Annotated in this window: 18 protein-coding genes; 10 read left to right on the top strand and 8 right to left on the bottom strand. The window is 61.2% G+C overall.

The features are described from left to right. Window positions 1-70: 70 nt before the first annotated feature. The 3 genes from holA to leuS are packed head-to-tail and all read right to left on the bottom strand — an operon-like array spanning window position 71 to window position 4153. Window positions 71-1096 (bottom strand): DNA polymerase III subunit delta, encoded by a 1026-nt coding sequence (gene holA / locus ABWV42_RS11505; RefSeq protein ID WP_255104075.1) that lies wholly within the window; start codon window positions 1094-1096, stop codon window positions 71-73. Next, entirely contained in the window at window positions 1093-1593 is a 501-nt protein-coding gene (gene lptE / locus ABWV42_RS11500; protein WP_353340221.1) for an LPS assembly lipoprotein LptE, read from the bottom strand. Before lptE ends, holA begins: the two co-directional genes overlap by 4 nt. Then, a complete protein-coding gene (leuS, locus tag ABWV42_RS11495; protein ID WP_353340220.1) occupies window positions 1580-4153 on the bottom strand; it encodes a leucine--tRNA ligase in 2574 nt (857 codons plus the stop codon). Before leuS ends, lptE begins: the two co-directional genes overlap by 14 nt. Window positions 4154-4323: 170 nt before the next feature. Here leuS and ABWV42_RS11490 point away from each other — a divergent pair, with 170 nt between their 5' ends. Further along, a complete protein-coding gene (locus ABWV42_RS11490; RefSeq protein ID WP_255104069.1) occupies window positions 4324-5583 on the top strand; it encodes a glycosyltransferase family 4 protein in 1260 nt (419 codons plus the stop codon). A gap of 21 nt (window positions 5584-5604) precedes the next feature. Here the strand turns inward: ABWV42_RS11490 and ABWV42_RS11485 are convergent, their stop codons facing one another. Then, the gene (locus ABWV42_RS11485) at window positions 5605-6117 is read right to left on the bottom strand and encodes a DUF3576 domain-containing protein (protein ID WP_353340219.1); all 513 of its coding nucleotides are present in this window, start codon (window positions 6115-6117) and stop codon (window positions 5605-5607) included. A 259-nt stretch (window positions 6118-6376) separates the two neighbouring features. Between ABWV42_RS11485 and ABWV42_RS11480 the strand changes: the two genes are divergently transcribed. Together ABWV42_RS11480 and ABWV42_RS11475 are read left to right on the top strand one after the other, a co-directional pair. Beyond that, window positions 6377-7297, top strand: coding sequence for a porin (locus ABWV42_RS11480; RefSeq protein WP_353340218.1), 921 nt, complete (start codon window positions 6377-6379; stop codon window positions 7295-7297). A 143-nt stretch (window positions 7298-7440) separates the two neighbouring features. Next, window positions 7441-8094 carry a YggS family pyridoxal phosphate-dependent enzyme gene (locus ABWV42_RS11475; protein ID WP_353340217.1) on the top strand — a complete coding sequence of 218 codons (654 nt, stop codon included), beginning with the start codon at window positions 7441-7443 and terminating at the stop codon, window positions 8092-8094. Between the two features lie 8 nt (window positions 8095-8102). Here ABWV42_RS11475 and ABWV42_RS11470 read toward each other — a convergent pair whose 3' ends face one another. Together ABWV42_RS11470 and ribA are read right to left on the bottom strand one after the other, a co-directional pair. Next, a complete protein-coding gene (locus tag ABWV42_RS11470) occupies window positions 8103-8597 on the bottom strand; it encodes a L,D-transpeptidase family protein (RefSeq protein ID WP_353340216.1) in 495 nt (164 codons plus the stop codon). Beyond that, window positions 8594-9685, bottom strand: a complete 1092-nt coding sequence (gene ribA, locus ABWV42_RS11465; protein ID WP_353340215.1) for a GTP cyclohydrolase II — start codon at window positions 9683-9685, stop codon at window positions 8594-8596. Before ribA ends, ABWV42_RS11470 begins: the two co-directional genes overlap by 4 nt. Before the next feature lie 178 nt (window positions 9686-9863). Between ribA and ABWV42_RS11460 the strand changes: the two genes are divergently transcribed. Beyond that, the gene (locus ABWV42_RS11460) at window positions 9864-10550 is read left to right on the top strand and encodes a response regulator transcription factor (RefSeq protein ID WP_255104057.1); all 687 of its coding nucleotides are present in this window, start codon (window positions 9864-9866) and stop codon (window positions 10548-10550) included. Window positions 10551-10755: 205 nt separating this feature from the next. Here ABWV42_RS11460 and ABWV42_RS11455 read toward each other — a convergent pair whose 3' ends face one another. Then, complete coding sequence (locus tag ABWV42_RS11455) at window positions 10756-11385, bottom strand: glutathione S-transferase family protein (protein ID WP_353340214.1); 630 nt, start codon at window positions 11383-11385, stop codon at window positions 10756-10758. A 191-nt stretch (window positions 11386-11576) separates the two neighbouring features. Here ABWV42_RS11455 and ABWV42_RS11450 point away from each other — a divergent pair, with 191 nt between their 5' ends. From ABWV42_RS11450 to ABWV42_RS11435, 4 genes are all read left to right on the top strand, one after another. After that, window positions 11577-12365, top strand: a complete 789-nt coding sequence (locus tag ABWV42_RS11450; RefSeq protein ID WP_353340213.1) for an exodeoxyribonuclease III — start codon at window positions 11577-11579, stop codon at window positions 12363-12365. A gap of 74 nt (window positions 12366-12439) precedes the next feature. Continuing rightward, the gene (locus ABWV42_RS11445; protein ID WP_353340212.1) at window positions 12440-13354 is read left to right on the top strand and encodes a tetratricopeptide repeat protein; all 915 of its coding nucleotides are present in this window, start codon (window positions 12440-12442) and stop codon (window positions 13352-13354) included. 27 nt (window positions 13355-13381) lie between these two features. Continuing rightward, a complete protein-coding gene (locus tag ABWV42_RS11440) occupies window positions 13382-14026 on the top strand; it encodes an LON peptidase substrate-binding domain-containing protein (RefSeq protein WP_353340211.1) in 645 nt (214 codons plus the stop codon). After that, window positions 14023-14208 carry a Trm112 family protein gene (locus ABWV42_RS11435; protein WP_255104047.1) on the top strand — a complete coding sequence of 62 codons (186 nt, stop codon included), beginning with the start codon at window positions 14023-14025 and terminating at the stop codon, window positions 14206-14208. The genes ABWV42_RS11440 and ABWV42_RS11435 overlap by 4 nt, the downstream gene beginning before the upstream one ends. On the opposite strand, the gene ABWV42_RS11430 is transcribed toward ABWV42_RS11435, so the two are convergent. Beyond that, window positions 14205-15419: a UbiH/UbiF/VisC/COQ6 family ubiquinone biosynthesis hydroxylase gene (locus ABWV42_RS11430; protein ID WP_353340210.1), complete on the bottom strand. Its 1215-nt coding sequence runs from the start codon at window positions 15417-15419 to the stop codon at window positions 14205-14207. The two genes, ABWV42_RS11435 and ABWV42_RS11430, sit on opposite strands and share 4 nt — an antisense overlap. An 87-nt stretch (window positions 15420-15506) precedes the next feature. Between ABWV42_RS11430 and ABWV42_RS11425 the strand changes: the two genes are divergently transcribed. Continuing rightward, window positions 15507-16838 carry an amidase gene (locus ABWV42_RS11425; protein WP_353340209.1) on the top strand — a complete coding sequence of 444 codons (1332 nt, stop codon included), beginning with the start codon at window positions 15507-15509 and terminating at the stop codon, window positions 16836-16838. Window positions 16839-16969: 131 nt separating this feature from the next. Further along, the gene (locus tag ABWV42_RS11420; protein ID WP_353340384.1) at window positions 16970-18145 is read left to right on the top strand and encodes an aminotransferase class I/II-fold pyridoxal phosphate-dependent enzyme; all 1176 of its coding nucleotides are present in this window, start codon (window positions 16970-16972) and stop codon (window positions 18143-18145) included. Window positions 18146-18147 lie beyond the last annotated feature (2 nt).

Raw genomic sequence — 18147 nt, 5'->3', positions numbered from 1 at the left:
TGCGCGCAGGTTTGCAGGCTTTCCCCAGGGGAACAAGAGAAGGGTCGTGTGACCTGCCGTCACTTATGGTTCAGCGGCGCGAGAGCATCGCGAGGCGCAGAAGCATCCGTTCGACAAGTGCCATTGCGGGGGCGCTTTGCCCTGCCGAGCGCAGTTGCAGGTCAGTATCGGTGAGAATGGTCAGTGCCTGTTCGAGCTTGGCCGCTCCCCAGCCCTGCGCCTGTCGCAACATGCGATCCCGGCGCGGGCCGAAGATCGGCGGGCGCATCCGGGCAATGCCGGCTGCTGCGCCGCCGGGATCGGATGCGGCAGTATAGAGCGCACGGAAATGACGAGTGGCGCTGATACAGAGGGTGACAGGGTTCATGCCCTGCGCTTCGAGCTTGCGCAGCACCGGGCCAAGTTCGGGAGCGCGGCCTTCGGCGGTGATATTCAGGACGTCATCCAGGGCGGCCTCGGTCGAGGTCGGGGCGCAGGCGACAATGTCATCGCTGCTGACGGGGGTGCTGTCGTTCAGCTTGTAGAGCGACAGTTTCTCGAGGGTCTGGCGGAAATCTCCGGGATCAAGTTCCTTGGCGAGATTAGAGAGATCGGTCATCGCGTCACGATCGACTTCGCGCAGGCCGGAGCGGGCCAGTTCGGCCTCGATCTCTTCGCGTGAAGGCGGATCGTTGTAGATGCCGACGGCATAGGCGTTGGGATGGTTTTCAAACGCCTTGCGGATTTTCGAAGAGGCCTTGAGCTGGCCAGCGGTGACAATGATCTGCGCGTCGCCCGGCGCCCAGTCTTCGAGCGCGGCCAGAACGGCGGGAGCGGCGGTGTCATTGGCATCTTCGACAAAGGCCACGCGGGGGCCGGGAAAGAAGCTAACCGCCTTGATGGCATCGACAAGGCGGGCGGGATCCTTGCGCAGATCACCACCGGGCATCCGCGACAGGCGCATTTCCTCTTCGCCTTGTGGGCCGATCAGCGATGCGACCAGTTCCTGGCGGCGCAGGGCAACGCGCATGGCGTCGGCCCCGTAGATCAGAACCCCGGTACGATCTGTTTCAGGCTTGGTCACATAGCGCGCGATGTCCCGCGCGTTCAGCTTCATGACGGGTTTTGGGCCGCATAGGCCATCAGGTTGGCCACGATCTGATCGGTCAGGATCACCATCAGCCGTTCATAGGCATCGGTTTCGGCGGCCAGCGTGGCCACCGTGGTGCCCGAGGCCGAATAGCTGACAAAGTTCTGTGTCTTGCCGCTGGTGAGCACTTCGCCCGAAGCGATGTCGCGCAGGGCAAAGGTGGCCTCGCCGGTGATGTCAAAACGGGTGATCACGCCGCGGATGTTCTTGGCGGCGGTTTCTTCCGTGGTTTTCACGGCGACGCTCAGGCCGTATGCCCCCTGCGATACGCGGCCAAGGCGGTCTTCGAGTTCGCGCACCAGAACATAGGTGTTCTGATCCGTTGGCGCGTCGACGGCGATGTTGTTCAGGAACCGTGTTGCGGTGCCCTTTTGCCCATAGGTGGGTGTGAAACCACAGCCCGCGAGGGTGACCCCGGAGGCTGCGGCAAACAACAGGAAGCTGCGGCGGTTAAATGACGACATTCACGATCCGGCCGGGGACAACGATGAGTTTCTTGGGCTGGGCCCCATCCAGCGCACGAGTGACAGCTTCGTGTGCGAGGACAAGTTTTTCAACCTCTTCCTTCGCCATATCCTTGGGAACGCTGATTTCCGCGCGACGTTTGCCGTTGATCTGGATCGGCAGGGTCACGTTGGCCTCGACCAGCATGGCCTCATCGGCGACGGGCCAGGCGGCATCGATGACCAGACCTTCGCCACCCAGCATGGTCCAGACTTCCTCGGAGAGGTGCGGGGTCATCGGCGACATCAGCTGGGCAAGGGTCTTGGCGGCTTCGCGCTTGGCGTCGCCACCGGCCTTGGATTTGGCCAGCGTGTTGGTAAAGCCGTAAAGCTTGGCGATGGAGGCGTTGAAGCCGAAGCTTTCGACACCCAGGGTCACGTCGCGGATGGCCTTGTGCATTTCGCGAAGCAGGTCTTCATCCCCATTGCCGGTGCCGGCAGGCATTTCGGCGATCTCGGATGCGATGCGGTGGACGCGGGCAAGGTGCTTGGCGGCGGCTTCGGCCCCCGATGCGGTCCATTCCACGTCGCGTTCAGGCGGCGAATCGGAGAGGACGAACCAGCGGGCAGTGTCTGCGCCATAGCTGCTGATGATGTTCAGCGGGTCGACCACGTTGTTTTTCGACTTCGACATCTTGGCCGAGGGGATGACCTCGATCTTTTCGCCGGTTTCCTTGACGAAGGTGCCGCCATCACGTTCCTCGACCTCGGCCGGGTAGTGATAGACCGCGCGGCCGTTTTCATCGGTGCGCTCGGCGTTCTTGTAGATCGCGTGGGTCACCATGCCCTGCGTGAACAGCGCGTCGAAGGGTTCTTTGGACTTTTCGGGCAGGTGGCCGGTGATGTTCATCGCGCGGGCAAAGAAGCGCGAATACAAGAGGTGCAGGATCGCGTGCTCGATGCCGCCGATGTACTGGTCGACGTTCATCCAGTATTCGGCTTCGGCCAGATCGGTCGGGGTGTCGGCGCGCGGTGCGGTGAAGCGGGCGAAATACCACGACGAATCGACGAAAGTGTCCATCGTGTCGGTTTCGCGCTGCGCAGGGGCACCACATTTCGGGCAGGTGCAATCCCGCCAGTTCGGGTGACGGTCCAGCGGGTTGCCGGGGATCGAGAAATCAATCGCCTTGCCGTCCTCGTCATAGGGGAGTTCGACCGGCAGGTTCTCTTTCTTTTCGGGCACCACGCCGCAGCTGTCGCAGTGGACAACGGGGATCGGGCAGCCCCAATACCGCTGTCGGGACAGGCCCCAGTCGCGCAGACGGTATTTGGTGACGCCTTCGCCCCAACCTGCCTTCTCGGCAAAATCGACGGTAGCGTTGATGGCCTCTTCGCCGGTGGCTTCATCCAGACCGGCGAAGTGGTCGACCCATTTCACCTTTTCGGTTTTCGGCGGCACAAAGGCTTCGTTCTCCACCGGCGTGGCATCGTCCAGCGCAAAGAAGGTGTCGATCACCGGCAGGTCGTACTTGCGGCAGAAATCAAGGTCGCGCTGGTCATGCGCCGGGCAGGCAAAGATCGCGCCGGTGCCGTAATCCATCAGGATGAAGTTGGCGATCCAGACCGGCAGTTCCCAATCGGGGTTCAGCGGGTGCTTGACCTTGATACCCGTGTCATAGCCCAGCTTTTCAGCGGTCTCGATGGCTTCCTCGGTGGTGCCCCCCTTGCGGCATTCGGCAACAAAGGCCGCGACATCGGGGTTTTCGGCTTCCATCGCCTTGGCGATCGGGTGATCGGGCGAGATGCCGACAAAGGACGCGCCGTTCAGCGTGTCCGGACGGGTGGTGTAGACGGTGATCGGCTCTTCACCATCGGTGCGTTCGAACGAGAATTGCAGGCCGCGCGATTTGCCGATCCAGTTTTCCTGCATCAGGCGCACCTTGGCGGGCCAGTTTTCAAGCGTATCCAGCGCCGACAGCAGTTCTTCGGACATCGAGGAGATGTTGAAGAACCACTGGGTCAGTTCGCGGCGTTCCACATCCGCGCCCGAACGCCAGCCCTTGCCGTCGATGACCTGTTCGTTGGCAAGAACGGTCATGTCGACCGGATCCCAGTTCACCACCGCGTTCTTGCGGTAAACAAGGCCCTTTTCCAGCATGTCGAGGAAAAGCGCCTGCTGCTGGCCATAATATTCCACGTCACAGGTGGCGAACATGCGCGACCAGTCGAGCGAGAGACCAAGCGGCTTCATCTGGTCGACCATCGTGTCGATGTTGGCGTAAGTCCAGTCCTTGGGGTGCCCGCCAGAGGCCATCGCGGCGTTTTCCGCGGGCATGCCGAAGGCGTCAAAGCCCATCGGGTGCAGCACGTTATGGCCGGTCGACATCTTGTAGCGCGCGATCACGTCGCCCATCGTGTAGTTGCGCACGTGCCCCATGTGCAGCTTGCCCGAAGGGTAGGGGAACATCTCGAGGACGTAATACTTGGGCTTGGATTCGTCCCGGACGGCCTTGAAGGTATCGGACTTGGCCCAGGCTTCTTGCCATTTGGCTTCGATTTCGGCGGCAGAATAGCGCGACATAAACAGTCACCTTTCCTTAGAATTCAGGCAGTGCAGCGTTTTCAGCGGTGATATGCGCCCAAAAGCGCGTGGTCTAGGGCTTGGGGGCCTCAATTTGAAAAAATGACACGCTAGGCACGGGAATTTTTCGGTTATACAAGGGCTCACCGGGTTTTCAGAAAGTATTCCCAATGAACATTCTCTTCATTCACCAAAATTTTCCGGGCCAGTACAAGCATCTGGCTCCGGCGCTGGCTGCGCGTGGGCATCGGTGTGTTGCTCTCACTCTGCGCGTGAAACAGCCTGGCGCCTGGCAGGGCGTTCAGCTTCTGCCCTACGAGATTCGCCGCAATCCCAGCCAGAACCTGCACCCCTGGCTGGTGGACTTCGAAACCAAGCTGTTGCGCGGTGAGTCCTGCTATCTCGCGGCCAAACAGCTCAAGCAGCAGGGATTCGAGCCGGACCTGATCGTTGCCCACCCCGGATGGGGGGAATCGATGTTCCTTCGGGATCTCTGGCCCAAGGCGCGAATCGGGCTCTACTACGAGCTCTATTACACCACCCGCGATGGTGACATGGGCTTTGATCCCGAGTTCCCGCAGAAGATGCCCGAAGTCGAGGCGATGCGCCTGCGGCTGAAGAACCTCAACAACCTCATGCATCTGGAGGTCGGCGACATGGGCGTCAGCCCGACCGAGTTCCAGGCGGGTACCTTCCCCCAACAGTTCCGCGACAAGATCACGGTCATTCATGACGGGATCGACACCAACCACGTGATGCCAAGCCCCGATGTGGCGATGAAGGTGAACGACGATCTGGTGGTGACGCGCAAGGACGAGGTGATCACCTTTGTGAACCGCAACCTCGAACCCTATCGCGGGTATCACGTCTTTATGCGGGCGCTGCCGCGGCTGTTGAAGGAACGCCCGAATGCGCGGGTTCTGATGGTCGGGGGCGACGAGGTCAGCTATGGTGCCAAGCCGCCGGACGGCCGGACCTGGAAGCAGATCTATATCGACGAGGTACGCGGCAAGATTTCAACGCCCGATTGGGAGCGCGTGCATTTCCTTGGCCGGATTCCCTATGACCAGTTCCTGCGCCTGCTTCAGGTCTCGAGCGCGCATGTCTATCTGACCTACCCGTTTGTCCTGAGCTGGTCGCTGATCGAGTCGATGAGCGCGGGGGCTCCGATTGTCGCCAGTGATACCGCGCCCCTGAAAGAGGCGATCAAACACGGTGAAACCGGACGCCTGTTCCCGTTCTTCGATCAGGACAAAATGGTCGAGGAAATCTGCACGGTTCTCGAGAATCGCGAGATGGCGGACGAGCTTGGCCGCGCTGCGCGAAAATTCGCCCAGGAGAAATACGATCTGCAATCCGTTTGCCTACCGCGGCAGATGGAATGGATCGATCAACTGGCCGCCATGGAGCCAGGCAAGTTCACACTTTGAGTAATGTGAAAGACGGCAGGCTTAAAGCTTGCCGTCTGCAACGCGCAGCTGACGGGCGCGGGTGAGAATCGCATCTTCAACTGCACGAACCGTGCCTGCGGAAACCGCACGGCCGCCACGGGTTTGCATGGCCACGTGCAGCGAGCGCGCATCAAGCGAGGGGTCGCGTACATAAACGGTGGCACGGTAGGAACGGCCACCACCCGGAGGGGTGCCATAACCTGTCACGATGACGCCCGAGAAGGGGTCAACCGATTGAACCGGAAGGAAATCAAGGACTTCCAGAGATGCATTCCAGATATATTTGTTCACGCGAACGGTTACGTCCGAGTTGTCCGACCTAAAGATATCCCAGATTGTCTGCCCATCTTCTGACCGCGAACGCTCGTCCGGGCGCCCTGTTGTCGCGCCAATCTCGGCGCCGGTGGGGTGCAGACGCTCAACCTCTTCACCCGAATTGCGATTGCCGCAGGATGCAAGGCTCGCCACGGCGGCAACGAGCGCGATAATCTTAAGACTACCAGTCAGTTTCATACTTCATGCCCAAATCTCAGCTACGCTACTCTCCTATCTACCAAGAGCAGTTTGAGCAAGGATATAGTCGTAAACCTTAACGTGGCTGCGAGGTGGGGTGTCTGCGAGGTGTGGCATCCGTGCACCACACCAGAGTGCAAAGTGCAGTGTTCCGACTCGTTCACTTGCAACGAAGCCCCGAAAGGAGTGAAAGACGGTGGCATACCCACTTCGGATTCCCCGGATTGGGCGCATGAATTGGAAAACCGAGGGAAAAACTATGAAAAAAGTTCTCTTCGCTACGACTGCTCTGGTTGCAACCGCTGGTGTTGCTGCTGCAGACGTAACCTTCGGCGGTTTCGGCCGCTTTGGTATCGACTATCAAGAAAGCCGCGGCACCGAGGAAACTCGTCTGGAAAGCCGTTTCCGCCTGATCATCACCGGCACCGCAGAATCGGACAACGGTCTGTCGTTCGGCGCACAAGTTCGCTTCCAGTCGAACGAAGCCGCTGACACCCCGCGCTCGGGCGCAGGTATGAACACCCCGCGTTTCTGGGTTTCGACCGGCGGTCTGACCGTTTCGGTTGGTAACATCCTCGGCGCAATCGACAGCCTGCCGGGTGTTTACACCGGTGGTGTTGGCCTCACCGGCCTGGGCTTCAACGAATTTGCGGCTGACTCGGCAGCAAACGGCGTAAGCGCTGACCAATACTCGTCGGGCGGCTCGGCTCGCTTTGGTGTTGACGTGATCTACACCATGGGTGGTCTGAACCTGCACCTGTCGCACACCCCGGGTGACGCGTACCTCGCGGGTGTTAACGGCGGTACCGAGCGCACCGCTCTGGGCGCAGCATACTCGTTCGGCAACTACACCGTTGCAGCAGCTGTTCAAGATTCGGACAACGCGGCTGACACCGAGTGGGTTGTTTCGGCAAGCGGCACCGTTGGTGCTCTGACCGCAGCTCTGACCTATGCTGACAACGGCACCGCAGGCGACAAAGTTGTTCTGGGTCTGGACTACGCTGTTAGCGACTCGACCAACATCGCTGGCTTCATCGCCGACGATGAGAGCGCAGTTGACAGCACCGCAGCTGGCATCGGCGTTCGTCACAGCCTGGGCGGCGGCGTTTCGCTGCGCGCTGGTATCGTTGACGACCACGGCGACACCCGCGCCGACATGGGTGTAATCTTCAACTTCTAATTCTTAGAAGCTGAAAGCTACGCTTTCGAGGGCAGGTCTTTGGACCTGCCCTTTTCTTTTGCCCTCTGGTTTTCCCGAGGGCTTTTCTTTTTGCAGGTGATGGTGTTCTAGTGCGGCCAATTGGACCGCAACGGGGAACCGCCATGTCGCTTGCCGAAATCACCGCACGAATCCACAAGGCCGAGGAGCTGGCCGGGCGCCCTGTCGGGGCGACCGAACTGATCGCGGTGAGCAAGGTGCAGCCCAATGAGCGCGTCGAAGCCGTTCTTGAAGAGGGGCATCGGGTGTTCGGTGAAAACAAGGTTCAGGAAGCAGCCGGGAAATGGCCCGCCTTTCGCGAGCGTTTTGACGGCGTGAAGGTGCATCTTCTTGGGCCGTTGCAGACCAACAAGGCGCGTCAGGCCATGGAGCTGTTCGAGGTGATCCATTCCGTCGATCGCCCCAAGTTGGCAAAGACGCTGGCGCGGCTGGCGCAGGAGCTGGGTCACTGCCCCGATCTTTTCATCCAGGTGAACACGGGCGAGGAAGAGCAGAAGGCCGGGGTCATGCCGGCGGATGCGGATGCCTTCATTGCCGAGTGTCGCGCGCTTGATCTGCCCGTGGTCGGGCTGATGTGTATCCCGCCGGTGGACGAAGAACCGGCGTTGCACTTTGCCCTTCTGGCAAAAATCGCCGCGCGAAACGGTCTTGAGGGGCTGTCGATGGGCATGAGCGGCGACTTCGAGAGAGCCGTGGCGCTTGGGGCGACTCATGTGCGCGTTGGCTCGGCGATTTTCGGGGCACGCGACTACGGCTGAACGCCGATCTAGGGCACGATCACTCGTGTGCCGGGTACTGCATGGCAGGCAATCCAGTACATGTGGTCACGGCGAAAGGCGATGCAGCCTTCCGTGGGAAAGCCTTTGCGCCGGTACTGGTGCAGGAAAATGGCCGATCCCCTGCCTGCAATCGCATTGGGCCAGTTCCAGTCGGTCAGCAGAACCAGATCATAGAGCGGATCGGAACGGCGCAGCTTCTCGTGGCTTGGGCCATAGGGGGCCTGAACAAGTGTGTTGTAGGCCGGATCATCGCTGGCATCTGACCAGAGATCGCCGTTGTAAATCGGTTCCGCCCAAGGCGTTGGCTGCGCCATCCGGTCAGGCCGATACAGCAGGCCGGTGATGGTGTGGATGCCGCGCGGCGTGGCGCCGTCGCCCTCGCGTTTGTCGGTGCGGATACCGCCTTTGCCGATGGTGCAGGGAAACCGACGCCCCATGAACCGCAGGCCCGTCGGGGTGAGCACCATGTCAGAGGGTGTCACAGCAGGTGCCCCGACTTGGCCGCCTTGGTTGCAAGATAGGCGGTGTTATGGGCGTTCTCGCCAACTTTCAGGGCGACACGTTCGGCCACCGTGATGCCGGTGCTTTCCATCATGGAAATCTTGCGGGGGTTGTTGGTGAGAAGCCTCACCGACGAGAACCCCATTTCGCGCAGAATCTTGGCGCCGATGCGGAAATCACGCTCGTCATCCTCGAACCCAAGGCGGTGATTGGCCTCGACCGTGTCAAAACCCTGATCCTGCAGCGAGTAGGCACGCATCTTGTTGGCAAGGCCGATACCGCGGCCTTCCTGGTTGAGGTAGAGCAGAACGCCTGCGCCCTCGTTGCCCATCTGGGCAAGGGTACCATTCAGCTGCGGGCCGCAATCACATTTCAGGCTGCCAAGGACATCGCCGGTGAAACAGGCCGAGTGCAGCCGTGCCAGAACCGGTTCGTCCCGCGAGGGGCGGCCGATCTCGATGGCATAGTGTTCCTCGCCGCCGTCCTCGGGTCGGAAGATATGCAAACGGCCAGCCTCGGCTGCTTCCATCGGCAGGCGTGCATGTACGACCGAGTTCAGGGGGCTGGTGGTTTCAAGATGCGGCGCGGCAAGGTCGGCGGGAATGACCGTCAGGCCGTTTGCCATGGCAAAGGCGGCGGCATTGTCGAGCTCGACCACCAGCGCCGAGGGCAGAAGGCGCGCGGACTTTACCAGCTTGATCGCCGTGCGGTGCAGATCGGCCGATCCGTCGCGCAGGGATTTCAGCGGCCCCTTCATCGGCTTGTTGAGATCATCCTGCGGGTCGGCGACGCCCTTGATCCAGTCGATACCGGCATCCGCCGGCAGAGCGAGGCGCGCCAGATCGCCATCATAGGCACGGGCCTTGAGGGTTTCGGCACGGCGGGACGTGATCGTCAGAACCAGTTCATGCCCGAGACCGCGCACATCTTCCAGACGGTCCGCCTTGAGGGTTTCCGCCGACAGGACAAGGACGGCCTGTCCTTCCTTGATCAGAAGAATCGGAACACCCATGCGCAGATCAGAGCGGGCGCGGGCGAGGCGTTCAAGGATGTCGGGAGCGAAACTCATCGAGGGACCGGGGTGCAGTGTTACAGATGCAGGCCAAACATGTAGCCGCTTTTGCAACGAGATGAAACATATCGCACGAGATTTACACGAGGCCGTGAGAGAATTGCAGCAAATCTTGCCGTTGACGTCGATGCGCCTCACATGTTCGTACAGATGAACACGAAAACGGGAGGCCCGCATGGCTCAGCTCAAGAAAATCCTGCTGGTGGACGACGATGACGATCTGCGCGAGGCGCTGTCGGAACAGCTTATCATGACCGAGGATTTTGATGTCTTCGAAGCCGGCAACGGTGCCGAGGCGATGGTGAAAGCCAAGGAAGGCCTTTACGACCTGATGATCCTTGATGTGGGTCTGCCGGATACCGATGGCCGCGAGCTGTGCCGTCTGCTGCGCAAGCAGGGTGTGAAATGCCCGGTGATCATGCTGACCGGCCATGACAGCGATGCCGATACGATCCTTGGTCTGGATGCGGGTGCCAATGACTATGTCACCAAGCCCTTCAAGTTCCCGGTGCTTCTGGCGCGTATCCGTGCCCAGCTGCGCCAGCATGAACAGTCGGAAGACGCGGTGTTCCAGCTTGGGCCATATACCTTCAAGCCGGCGATGAAGATGCTGATCACCGAGGACGAACGCAAGATCCGCCTGACCGAGAAAGAGACCAATATCCTGAAGTTCCTGTACCGTTCGAACGATGGTGTGGTGGCGCGGGATGTGCTGTTGCATGAGGTCTGGGGCTACAATGCGGGGGTGACCACCCACACGCTTGAGACCCACATCTATCGCCTGCGTCAGAAGATCGAGCCCGATCCGTCGAACGCCCGCCTGTTGATCACCGAGTCCGGAGGCTATCGACTGGTCGCCTGATACGTGCAAGGATGGGAAATATTCTGGAAACAGTTGTGGCCCATATTCGTTGACATGGATCAAAGAAACATGCTGGCCGTACCTTTAAACATGTTGTCAGCCGCATGATTTCCATGTTGCACAGTCACCCGCGCATATCCGGGTATTGATATGCACCTCCCTGTTGGACTGGCCCGGACTTGTTCCGGGCCTTTTTTTGTCTGGGTCACAGGCTGGCGCTTGGGCGGGCCTTGATCGCCTCGTACCAGCGCAGCAGGTGAGGATGGGTATCGCTCACCTTGATCTTCACGACGCGGGCAAAATCGATCAGCACGAAGGCGGTGATATCGGCAAGGGTGAAGCGATCGGTTGCCACGAAGTCACGCCCTTCCAGATGCGCGTTCATCTTGTCGAAGAACAGGCCGATGCGAGTCATGCCCCGTTCGGCAAGTTCGGGAATCTGGTCAAAGTTCGCGGGGCCGGGAATGGCGCGGCCTTTCATGTGCGGGTTGGAATTGCGCAGGGCCTCGGCCACTGGCAGGCCGCCCTGCATCTCGGCAATCGCCGTCCACATCAGGATTTCGCCCTTTTCCTGTGGCGTCGTGCCCATCAGCGGCGGTTCGGGAAAGGCCGCTTCGAGATAGGCGGCGATCCCGAGGTTCTCCGTCAGCGTGGTTCCGTCATCCGTGACCAGCACCGGCACCGTGGCCGATGGGTTGATGGCAAGGAACTCGGGAGAGAGCTGTTCGCCCTTCAGAAGGGAGACCTCGCGGGTGTCGATCTCCAGCCCTTTCTCGGCAATGAACATACGGGCGCGCCGGGGGCTGGGGGCGGTGGAACAATCGTAGAAAATCATATCTCTCTCCGGTGTGGTTTCGGCAAGTCTTGGAGGGATCGCCGCAAAAGTCGAGGGTGCCGTTGCGGCGCGGAGGCGGGTGCCTCCGGCGGGAGTATTTCGGCGTGCATTGAAGCAGACGGTTTTCGCAATGGTAACCGGAGACAGGCGCGGTTAGGGTGGCGCGAGAGACGAGACACGGGAGCGCGCGCATGTCCTTTACCCTGGCCACCTGGAACATTAATTCGGTTCGCCTTCGTGAACCCATCGTTCTGAAGCTGATGGAGGAAGAGGCGCCTGACGTGTTGTGCCTTCAGGAATGCAAGAGCCCGGTCGACAAGATCCCGCTCGAGGGGTTCAAGGCGCTTGGTTACACCCACATGGTGGCACGCGGACAGAAGGGCTATAACGGCGTGGCGATCCTGTCGAAAATCCCGATGGAGGAAGCCGGCAGCGAGGACTTCGCCTCGCTTGGTCACGCGCGTCATATTGCGGGGCGGCTCGAGAATGGTGTTACGGTGCACAACTTCTATGTGCCGGCAGGCGGCGACAAGCCGGATCGCGAGATCAACGAGAAGTTTGGCCAGAAGCTCGATTACCTGACCGAAATGCGGGACTGGTTTCATGCCAACACACCCGAGAAGGCGATCCTTGTCGGGGATCTGAACATTGCCCCGCGCGAGGATGATGTCTGGGATCACAAGAAGCTGTTGAAGATTGTCAGCCACACGCCGATCGAGGTTGAACATCTTGCCCAGACGCAGGAGGCGGGAAGCTGGGTGGATATCACCCGGCAGGATATTCCCGAGGGGCTTTTGTATAGCTGGTGGTCGTACCGTGCGCGGGATTGGGACGCCGCCGACAAGGGCCGCCGTCTCGATCACGTCTGGGCGACGCCGGACATTTCCAACGCGGGCCACGGCAGCCGCATCCTGCGCGATGCGCGGGGATGGGAAAAGCCGAGCGACCACGCGCCGGTGTTTGCAACCTTCGATCTATAAGGCCCGGCCCCTTGCGCCGATGCCTTCCATACGCCATCTAGGCGGCAAGCTGATATACAAACGGGAAACGAACCATGCTGGAACTTGGACAAGGCACTGCGGCCCCAGCGGGCGATCTGATCAAGGACGTCTCGGAAGCGGATTTCATGGTGGAGGTTGTCGAAGCCTCGCAGACCGTTCCCGTGATCGTCGATTTCTGGGCACCCTGGTGCGGCCCCTGCAAGACGCTTGGCCCGGCGCTGGAAGCGGCAGTGACGGCGGCAGGTGGGGCCGTGAAGATGGCCAAGGTCAATGTTGACGAGAACCAGATGATTGCCGGCCAGATGCGGGTGCAGTCGATCCCGACGGTCTATGCCTTCTGGCAGGGACAACCGGTAGACGGGTTCCAGGGAGCGGTGCCGCCGAGCGAGATCGAAGCCTTCGTCAAGCGCGTGATCGAGGCAGGCGGTGGCGAGGCCGACGGTGGCCTTGGTGATGCGCTGGCCGCGGCGGAAGAAATGCTTGAGGCCGGTGATGCACAGGGCGCAGGCGAGACCTTTGTGGCAATCATCCAGCAGGACCCGACGATGGCAGCGGCCTTTGGTGGTCTTGTGCGGGCCAATATCGCGCTGAACGCGCTGGACCAGGCGGATGCGGTTCTGGACGGGGTGCCCGCCGACATGGCCGATGCCCCCGAGATCGAGGCGGCACGGGCGCAGCTTGAACTGGCGCGTCAGGCCGAGAACGCAGGCCCTGTGGCAGAATTGCGGGCGGCGGTTGAAGCCAACCCGACCGACCATCAGGCCCGTTTCGACCTTGCGCAGGCATTGCATGCCGCTGGCGATGCCGAAGGTGCAGTGGGGGAGTTGCTCGAGCTGTTCCGCCGGGATCGCGAATGGAACGACGGGGCCGCCAAGGCGCAGCTGTTCACCATCTTCGACGCGCTTCAGCCGAATGATCCTGTTGTGCTGAACGGGCGTCGCAAGCTGAGTTCGCTGATATTTGCCTGATCGGAAAAGCGCGCTAAGCTCTTAGCCATGTTCAAGGCCTCCGATCTGCCCGAAACCATTGCGGTTTTTCCCCTGCCGGGGGCGTTGCTTTTGCCGCGCTCGCGACTGCCCCTGCATATCTTTGAGCCGCGCTATCTTACTATGCTGGACGACGCCCTGAAGACGCCGGGGCGGCTGATCGGGATGGTGCAGCCGAACGAGGTGCCGGGCCGCGAAGGGACCGGTTTACAGACCATTGGCTGTGCCGGGCGGATCACGCAGTTTTCCGAGACCGAAGACCACCGCTATCTCATCACCCTCACGGGGATTTCCCGATTTCGGGTGCAGAAAGAGGTGGAGGGTTTTCAGCCCTACCGGCGCTGCGAGGTGAGCTGGGACGGGTTTGCCCGCGATCTTGGTCCGAAGGAACACGACGCTTGCTTTGATCGGCCCGGTTTTATGGGGTTGTTGAAGCGCTATTTCACCGCCTTGGATCTTTCGACGGATTGGGAAACGCTTCAGGACGCGGATGACGAGTTGCTGATCAACTCGTTGTCGATGCTTCTCGAGTTCGAGCCGGAAGACAAACAGGCGCTTTTGGAAGCGCCCTCATTGGCAACCCGGCGCGAAACGCTTATCACGCTGATCGAGTTCGCGCTGCGCGGCGGCGCCGGAGAGGATTTGATGCAATGAGTGAAACAACCCCGGAATTCGATCGTCGCATGCTTGAGGCGCTGATCTGCCCGCAGACACGTTCGACCCTGCGCTATGACGCGGAGAAGCAGGAGCTGGTCTCGGATGCGGCGAAACTGGCGTTTCCCATTCGCGCGGGCATTCCGGTCATGCTGATCGACGAAGCGCGCGTGATCGACTAGCGCATCAACTCTGGCAATTCACCGGTCAGGCCTGCGGCTTCGCGCATGAAGGTGCGGCGCAGGCGCGGTGAGGCGTTGACCAATCCCATGCCGATGTCGCGCCCGATCCGCAGCAGCGGGTTGTCGTTGGAGAACAGCTTGTTGGTGAGGTCGGTGGCCGCCACAAGCGCGTGGGTGTCGAAGCGCCGCCATTCCTGATAACGCCCCAGCACGAGGATCGAGGCAAAGTCTTCGCCGCGACGCTGCGCTTCGCTGAGGATCTGAACAAGCGCGCCGACATCGCGCAGACCGGCATTCAGGCCCTGTCCGGCGATCGGGTGCATCCCGTGAGCGGCGTCGCCCACCAGGGCGATGCGCTCGGCGACGAATTCGTTGGCGACGGTCAGGTTCAGGGGATAGGTAAAGCGGGCTCCGGCCAGTTCGATCTTGCCAAGGAAATCACCAAAGCGCGGGCGCAGGACGGCCATATAGTCTTCGTCGGACAAGGCATTGATGCGCTTGGCATTTTCGTCGGTCTCGCTCCAGACGATGGACGACATGTTGCCGGGAAGGGGCAGAATGGCCAGCGGGCCGGGCGGCATGAAGAATTGGTGCGCGATGCCGTCGTGGGGCTTTTCATGCGCGATGGCACAGACCAGCGCGGTCTGGCCATATCCCCAGCCACTGCGCTTGATGCCAGCACGTTGGGCCACGCCACTTTGGCGGCCATCGCAGCCCACCAAGAGCCGCGCACGGATGGTTTTGCCAGAGGCAAGCGTCGCGGTGACGCCGGTGGCATCCACCGCCTGATCGACAACGCTATCTTCGGTGATCTTGGTGATCGCCTCTTCCTCGCGCATGGCGTCAAGGAAGGCACGGTAGAGGAAACGGTCTTCGAGCATATAGCCCATCGGACCTTCTTCCAGTTCGGCCTTATCGAAGTGCAGGAAAAAAGGTGATGGGCCTTCACCGGCGCGCCCGTCCGAAACCTTGATTTCGTTCATGGACTGCGCGTTGTCACCGACGCGTTTCCAGACACCGATTGCATCCAGCAGCCGCTTGGAGGCCAATGCCAGCGCATAGCCGCGCCCGTCGAAATTGTCATCGGCGCGGGCCGTTTCCGGGCGGGCGTCGACGACGGTGACGGCAAAGCCCGCCTGTGCGAGACCAAGGGCCAGGGCAGGGCCATTCAGGCCACCGCCAGCGATCAGGATATCGGTGTCATAGCTCATGCGCTCAATATGCGCGTGGAAACGGGATTGTCCATGCTGCGCGGGGTCGCTACCGTCGGTTGCGAGGAATTTTTCCGGGGGTGGAGCATGTTCGACTGGCTTGAGATGAGCGCGGCAGATTTGGGGCGCGGTATTGGCAATGGATCGATTGATCCGGTGGCGCTGACGCAGGCCTTTCTTGGGGCGATTGACAGCCACGATGCCCGCGACCGCATTTTCAGTGCAGTGACACACGACAGGGCATTGGCCGAAGCCGAAGCCGCCGCTGAACGGGCGCGGGCGGGGCATCGCCTGTCGTTGCTGGACGGTGTGCCGATCAGTTGGAAAGACCTGTTTGACAGTGCCGGTGTGGCGACCGAGGCGGGATCAAAGCTTTTGGAAGGGCGGGTGCCTACGCGGGATGCCGAGGTTCTTGCCAATGCCACGGCGCTGGGGCTGGTGTGCCTTGGCAAGACGCATATGTCGGAACTGGCTTTCTCTGGTCTTGGCCTTAACCCGATGACGGCGACGCCGCCCTGTGTGAATGATCCAAAGGCGGTGCCGGGGGGATCATCCTCGGGCGCGGCGGCATCGGTGGCCTTTGGATTGTCTGCGGTTGGCGTGGGATCGGATACCGGTGGGTCGGTGCGTATCCCGTCGGCCTGGAATGACCTCGTGGGCTTGAAAACCACCGAGGGACGGGTGTCGGCAAAGGGGGTTGTGCCGCTCTGCGAGAAGTTTGACACCGTCGGGCCGTTGTGCCGGACAGTGGAAGATGCCGCGCTGATGCTGGCCGTTCTCGAAGGCGGGCAGGCGGCAGACCTGCGGGGCGCAACCCTGAAAGGCATGCGGTTTGCGGTTCTCGAAACCGGCGCAATGGACGATGTGCGCGAGGCCCCGCTGGCGGGCTTTACGCAGGCGGTGGATCGTCTCGAGGCCATGGGGACCAAGGTGGAACGGATCGCGGCCCCAGAAGTGGCCCGCGCTCTGGCGCTGTCGGGGCCGCTGTTCACGGCCGAGGCCTATGGAACGTGGCGCGATGTCATCGAATCGCAGCCCGATCTGATGTTCGATCAGGTCCTTGAACGGTTCCGGTCTGGTGCCGGGTTTGACGGGCCAACCTATGTTTCCGCCTGGCAGGAGCTCGAATCTCTGCGCGCCACCTGGCACGCGCGCGTAGCCGGGTTCGATGCGGTTCTTTTGCCGACTTCGCCGATTCTGCCGCCGGATGCAGAGCGTCTCATGCAGGATCAGGACTACTATGTCACCGAGAACCTGCTGGCGCTGCGCAACACGCGGATTGGCAACCTGATGGGCGTCTGCGGCATGTCGCTGCCCACTGGCGTGCCAAGTTGTGGCTTGATGATGCTTGGGGCGCCAATGGCCGAGGAACGCCTGTTGCGCGTGGCCGCGGCTGCCGAAACAGCGCTCAGGGCCTGACGTCCCTAGCGGGCTGGCGCAAAAGCAACAACCGCCGTTCAAAAGGGCATTTTTCTGGACGAAGCGGCCTGCCTTGGGTAGTTTAGGGGCAAACGGGGCGCCAATGATCCCGAACCTTGAGGCAGTTGAATATGTTTCCCGAGCGGTTTTCGAACCTTCCGGCTTATGCGTTTCCGCGCTTGCGCGCGCTATTGGACCATCACGCGCCGGGTGGTGATATTGTGCACATGACGATCGGTGAGCCGAAACACGCGTTTCCGGCCTGGGTGACCGACGTGATCGCGGACAATGCGGCGGGCTTCAACAAATACCCCCCGAATGACGGCTGCCCCGAGTTGCTGACGGCGATTTCCGGCTGGATCAACCGCCGCTATGGCGTGGCGGTGCCCGAGACGCAGATCATGGCGCTGAACGGCACGCGCGAGGGGCTTTACAATGCCGCGATGGCACTGATCCCCGAGGAAAAGAACGGTCGGCAGCCCGTGGTGCTGATGCCGAACCCCTTCTATCAGGTCTATGCCGTGGCGACGGTCTCGGTGAACGCCGAGCCGGTTTTCGTGAACGCCGTGGCCGAGAATGGCTTTATGCCCGATTACACCACGCTGGCGCCCGAGGTGCTTGAGCGCGTGGCGGTGGCCTATATCTGTTCGCCTGCCAATCCGCAGGGCGCGGTGGCGACGCGGCAATACTGGCGCGACCTGATCGCGCTGGCCGAACAGTATGATTTCCGCATCTTCGCAGACGAGTGTTACTCGGAAATCTATCGCAATGAGGCCCCTTCGGGGGCATTGGAAGTGGCGCGTGAAGTGGGGGCTGATCCCGAGCGCGTGGTGATTTTTCATTCGCTGTCGAAACGGTCGAACCTGCCGGGGCTGCGTTCGGGGTTCGTTGCAGGCGGGCCAGAGTGCATCCGTCGCATCCGTCAGTTGCGTGCCTATTCCGGTGCGCCGCTGCCCCTGCCGCTGCAACTGGCGGCAGCAAAGGTCTGGGATGACGAGGCGCATGTGGAAGAGAACCGCCGCCTTTACCAGGAAAAATTCGCCATCGCCGACGAGGTGTTTGCCGATGTGCCCGGATACCAGAGCCCCGAGGCGGGGTTCTTCCTGTGGCTGCCGGTGGACGATGGTGAAGCGGCGGCCATGAAGGCCTGGACCGAGACCGGCATTCGGGTGCTGCCCGGTGCCTATCTCAGCCGTGATACAGAGGCCGGCAACCCCGGCAAAGGATATATTCGGGTCGCCTTGGTGGCCCCAAAAACCGAGGTGCGGGACGCGCTGATCACGTTGCGCGACTGCATCTACGGATAAGA

Source organism: Pelagimonas sp. KU-00592-HH (assembly GCF_040369695.1).
In the GTDB taxonomy this organism is placed as follows: Bacteria; Pseudomonadota; Alphaproteobacteria; order Rhodobacterales; family Rhodobacteraceae; genus Shimia.
The sequence above is the reverse complement of the archived record's forward strand: the minus strand, read 5'-3'. Positions and strand labels throughout refer to the sequence as shown.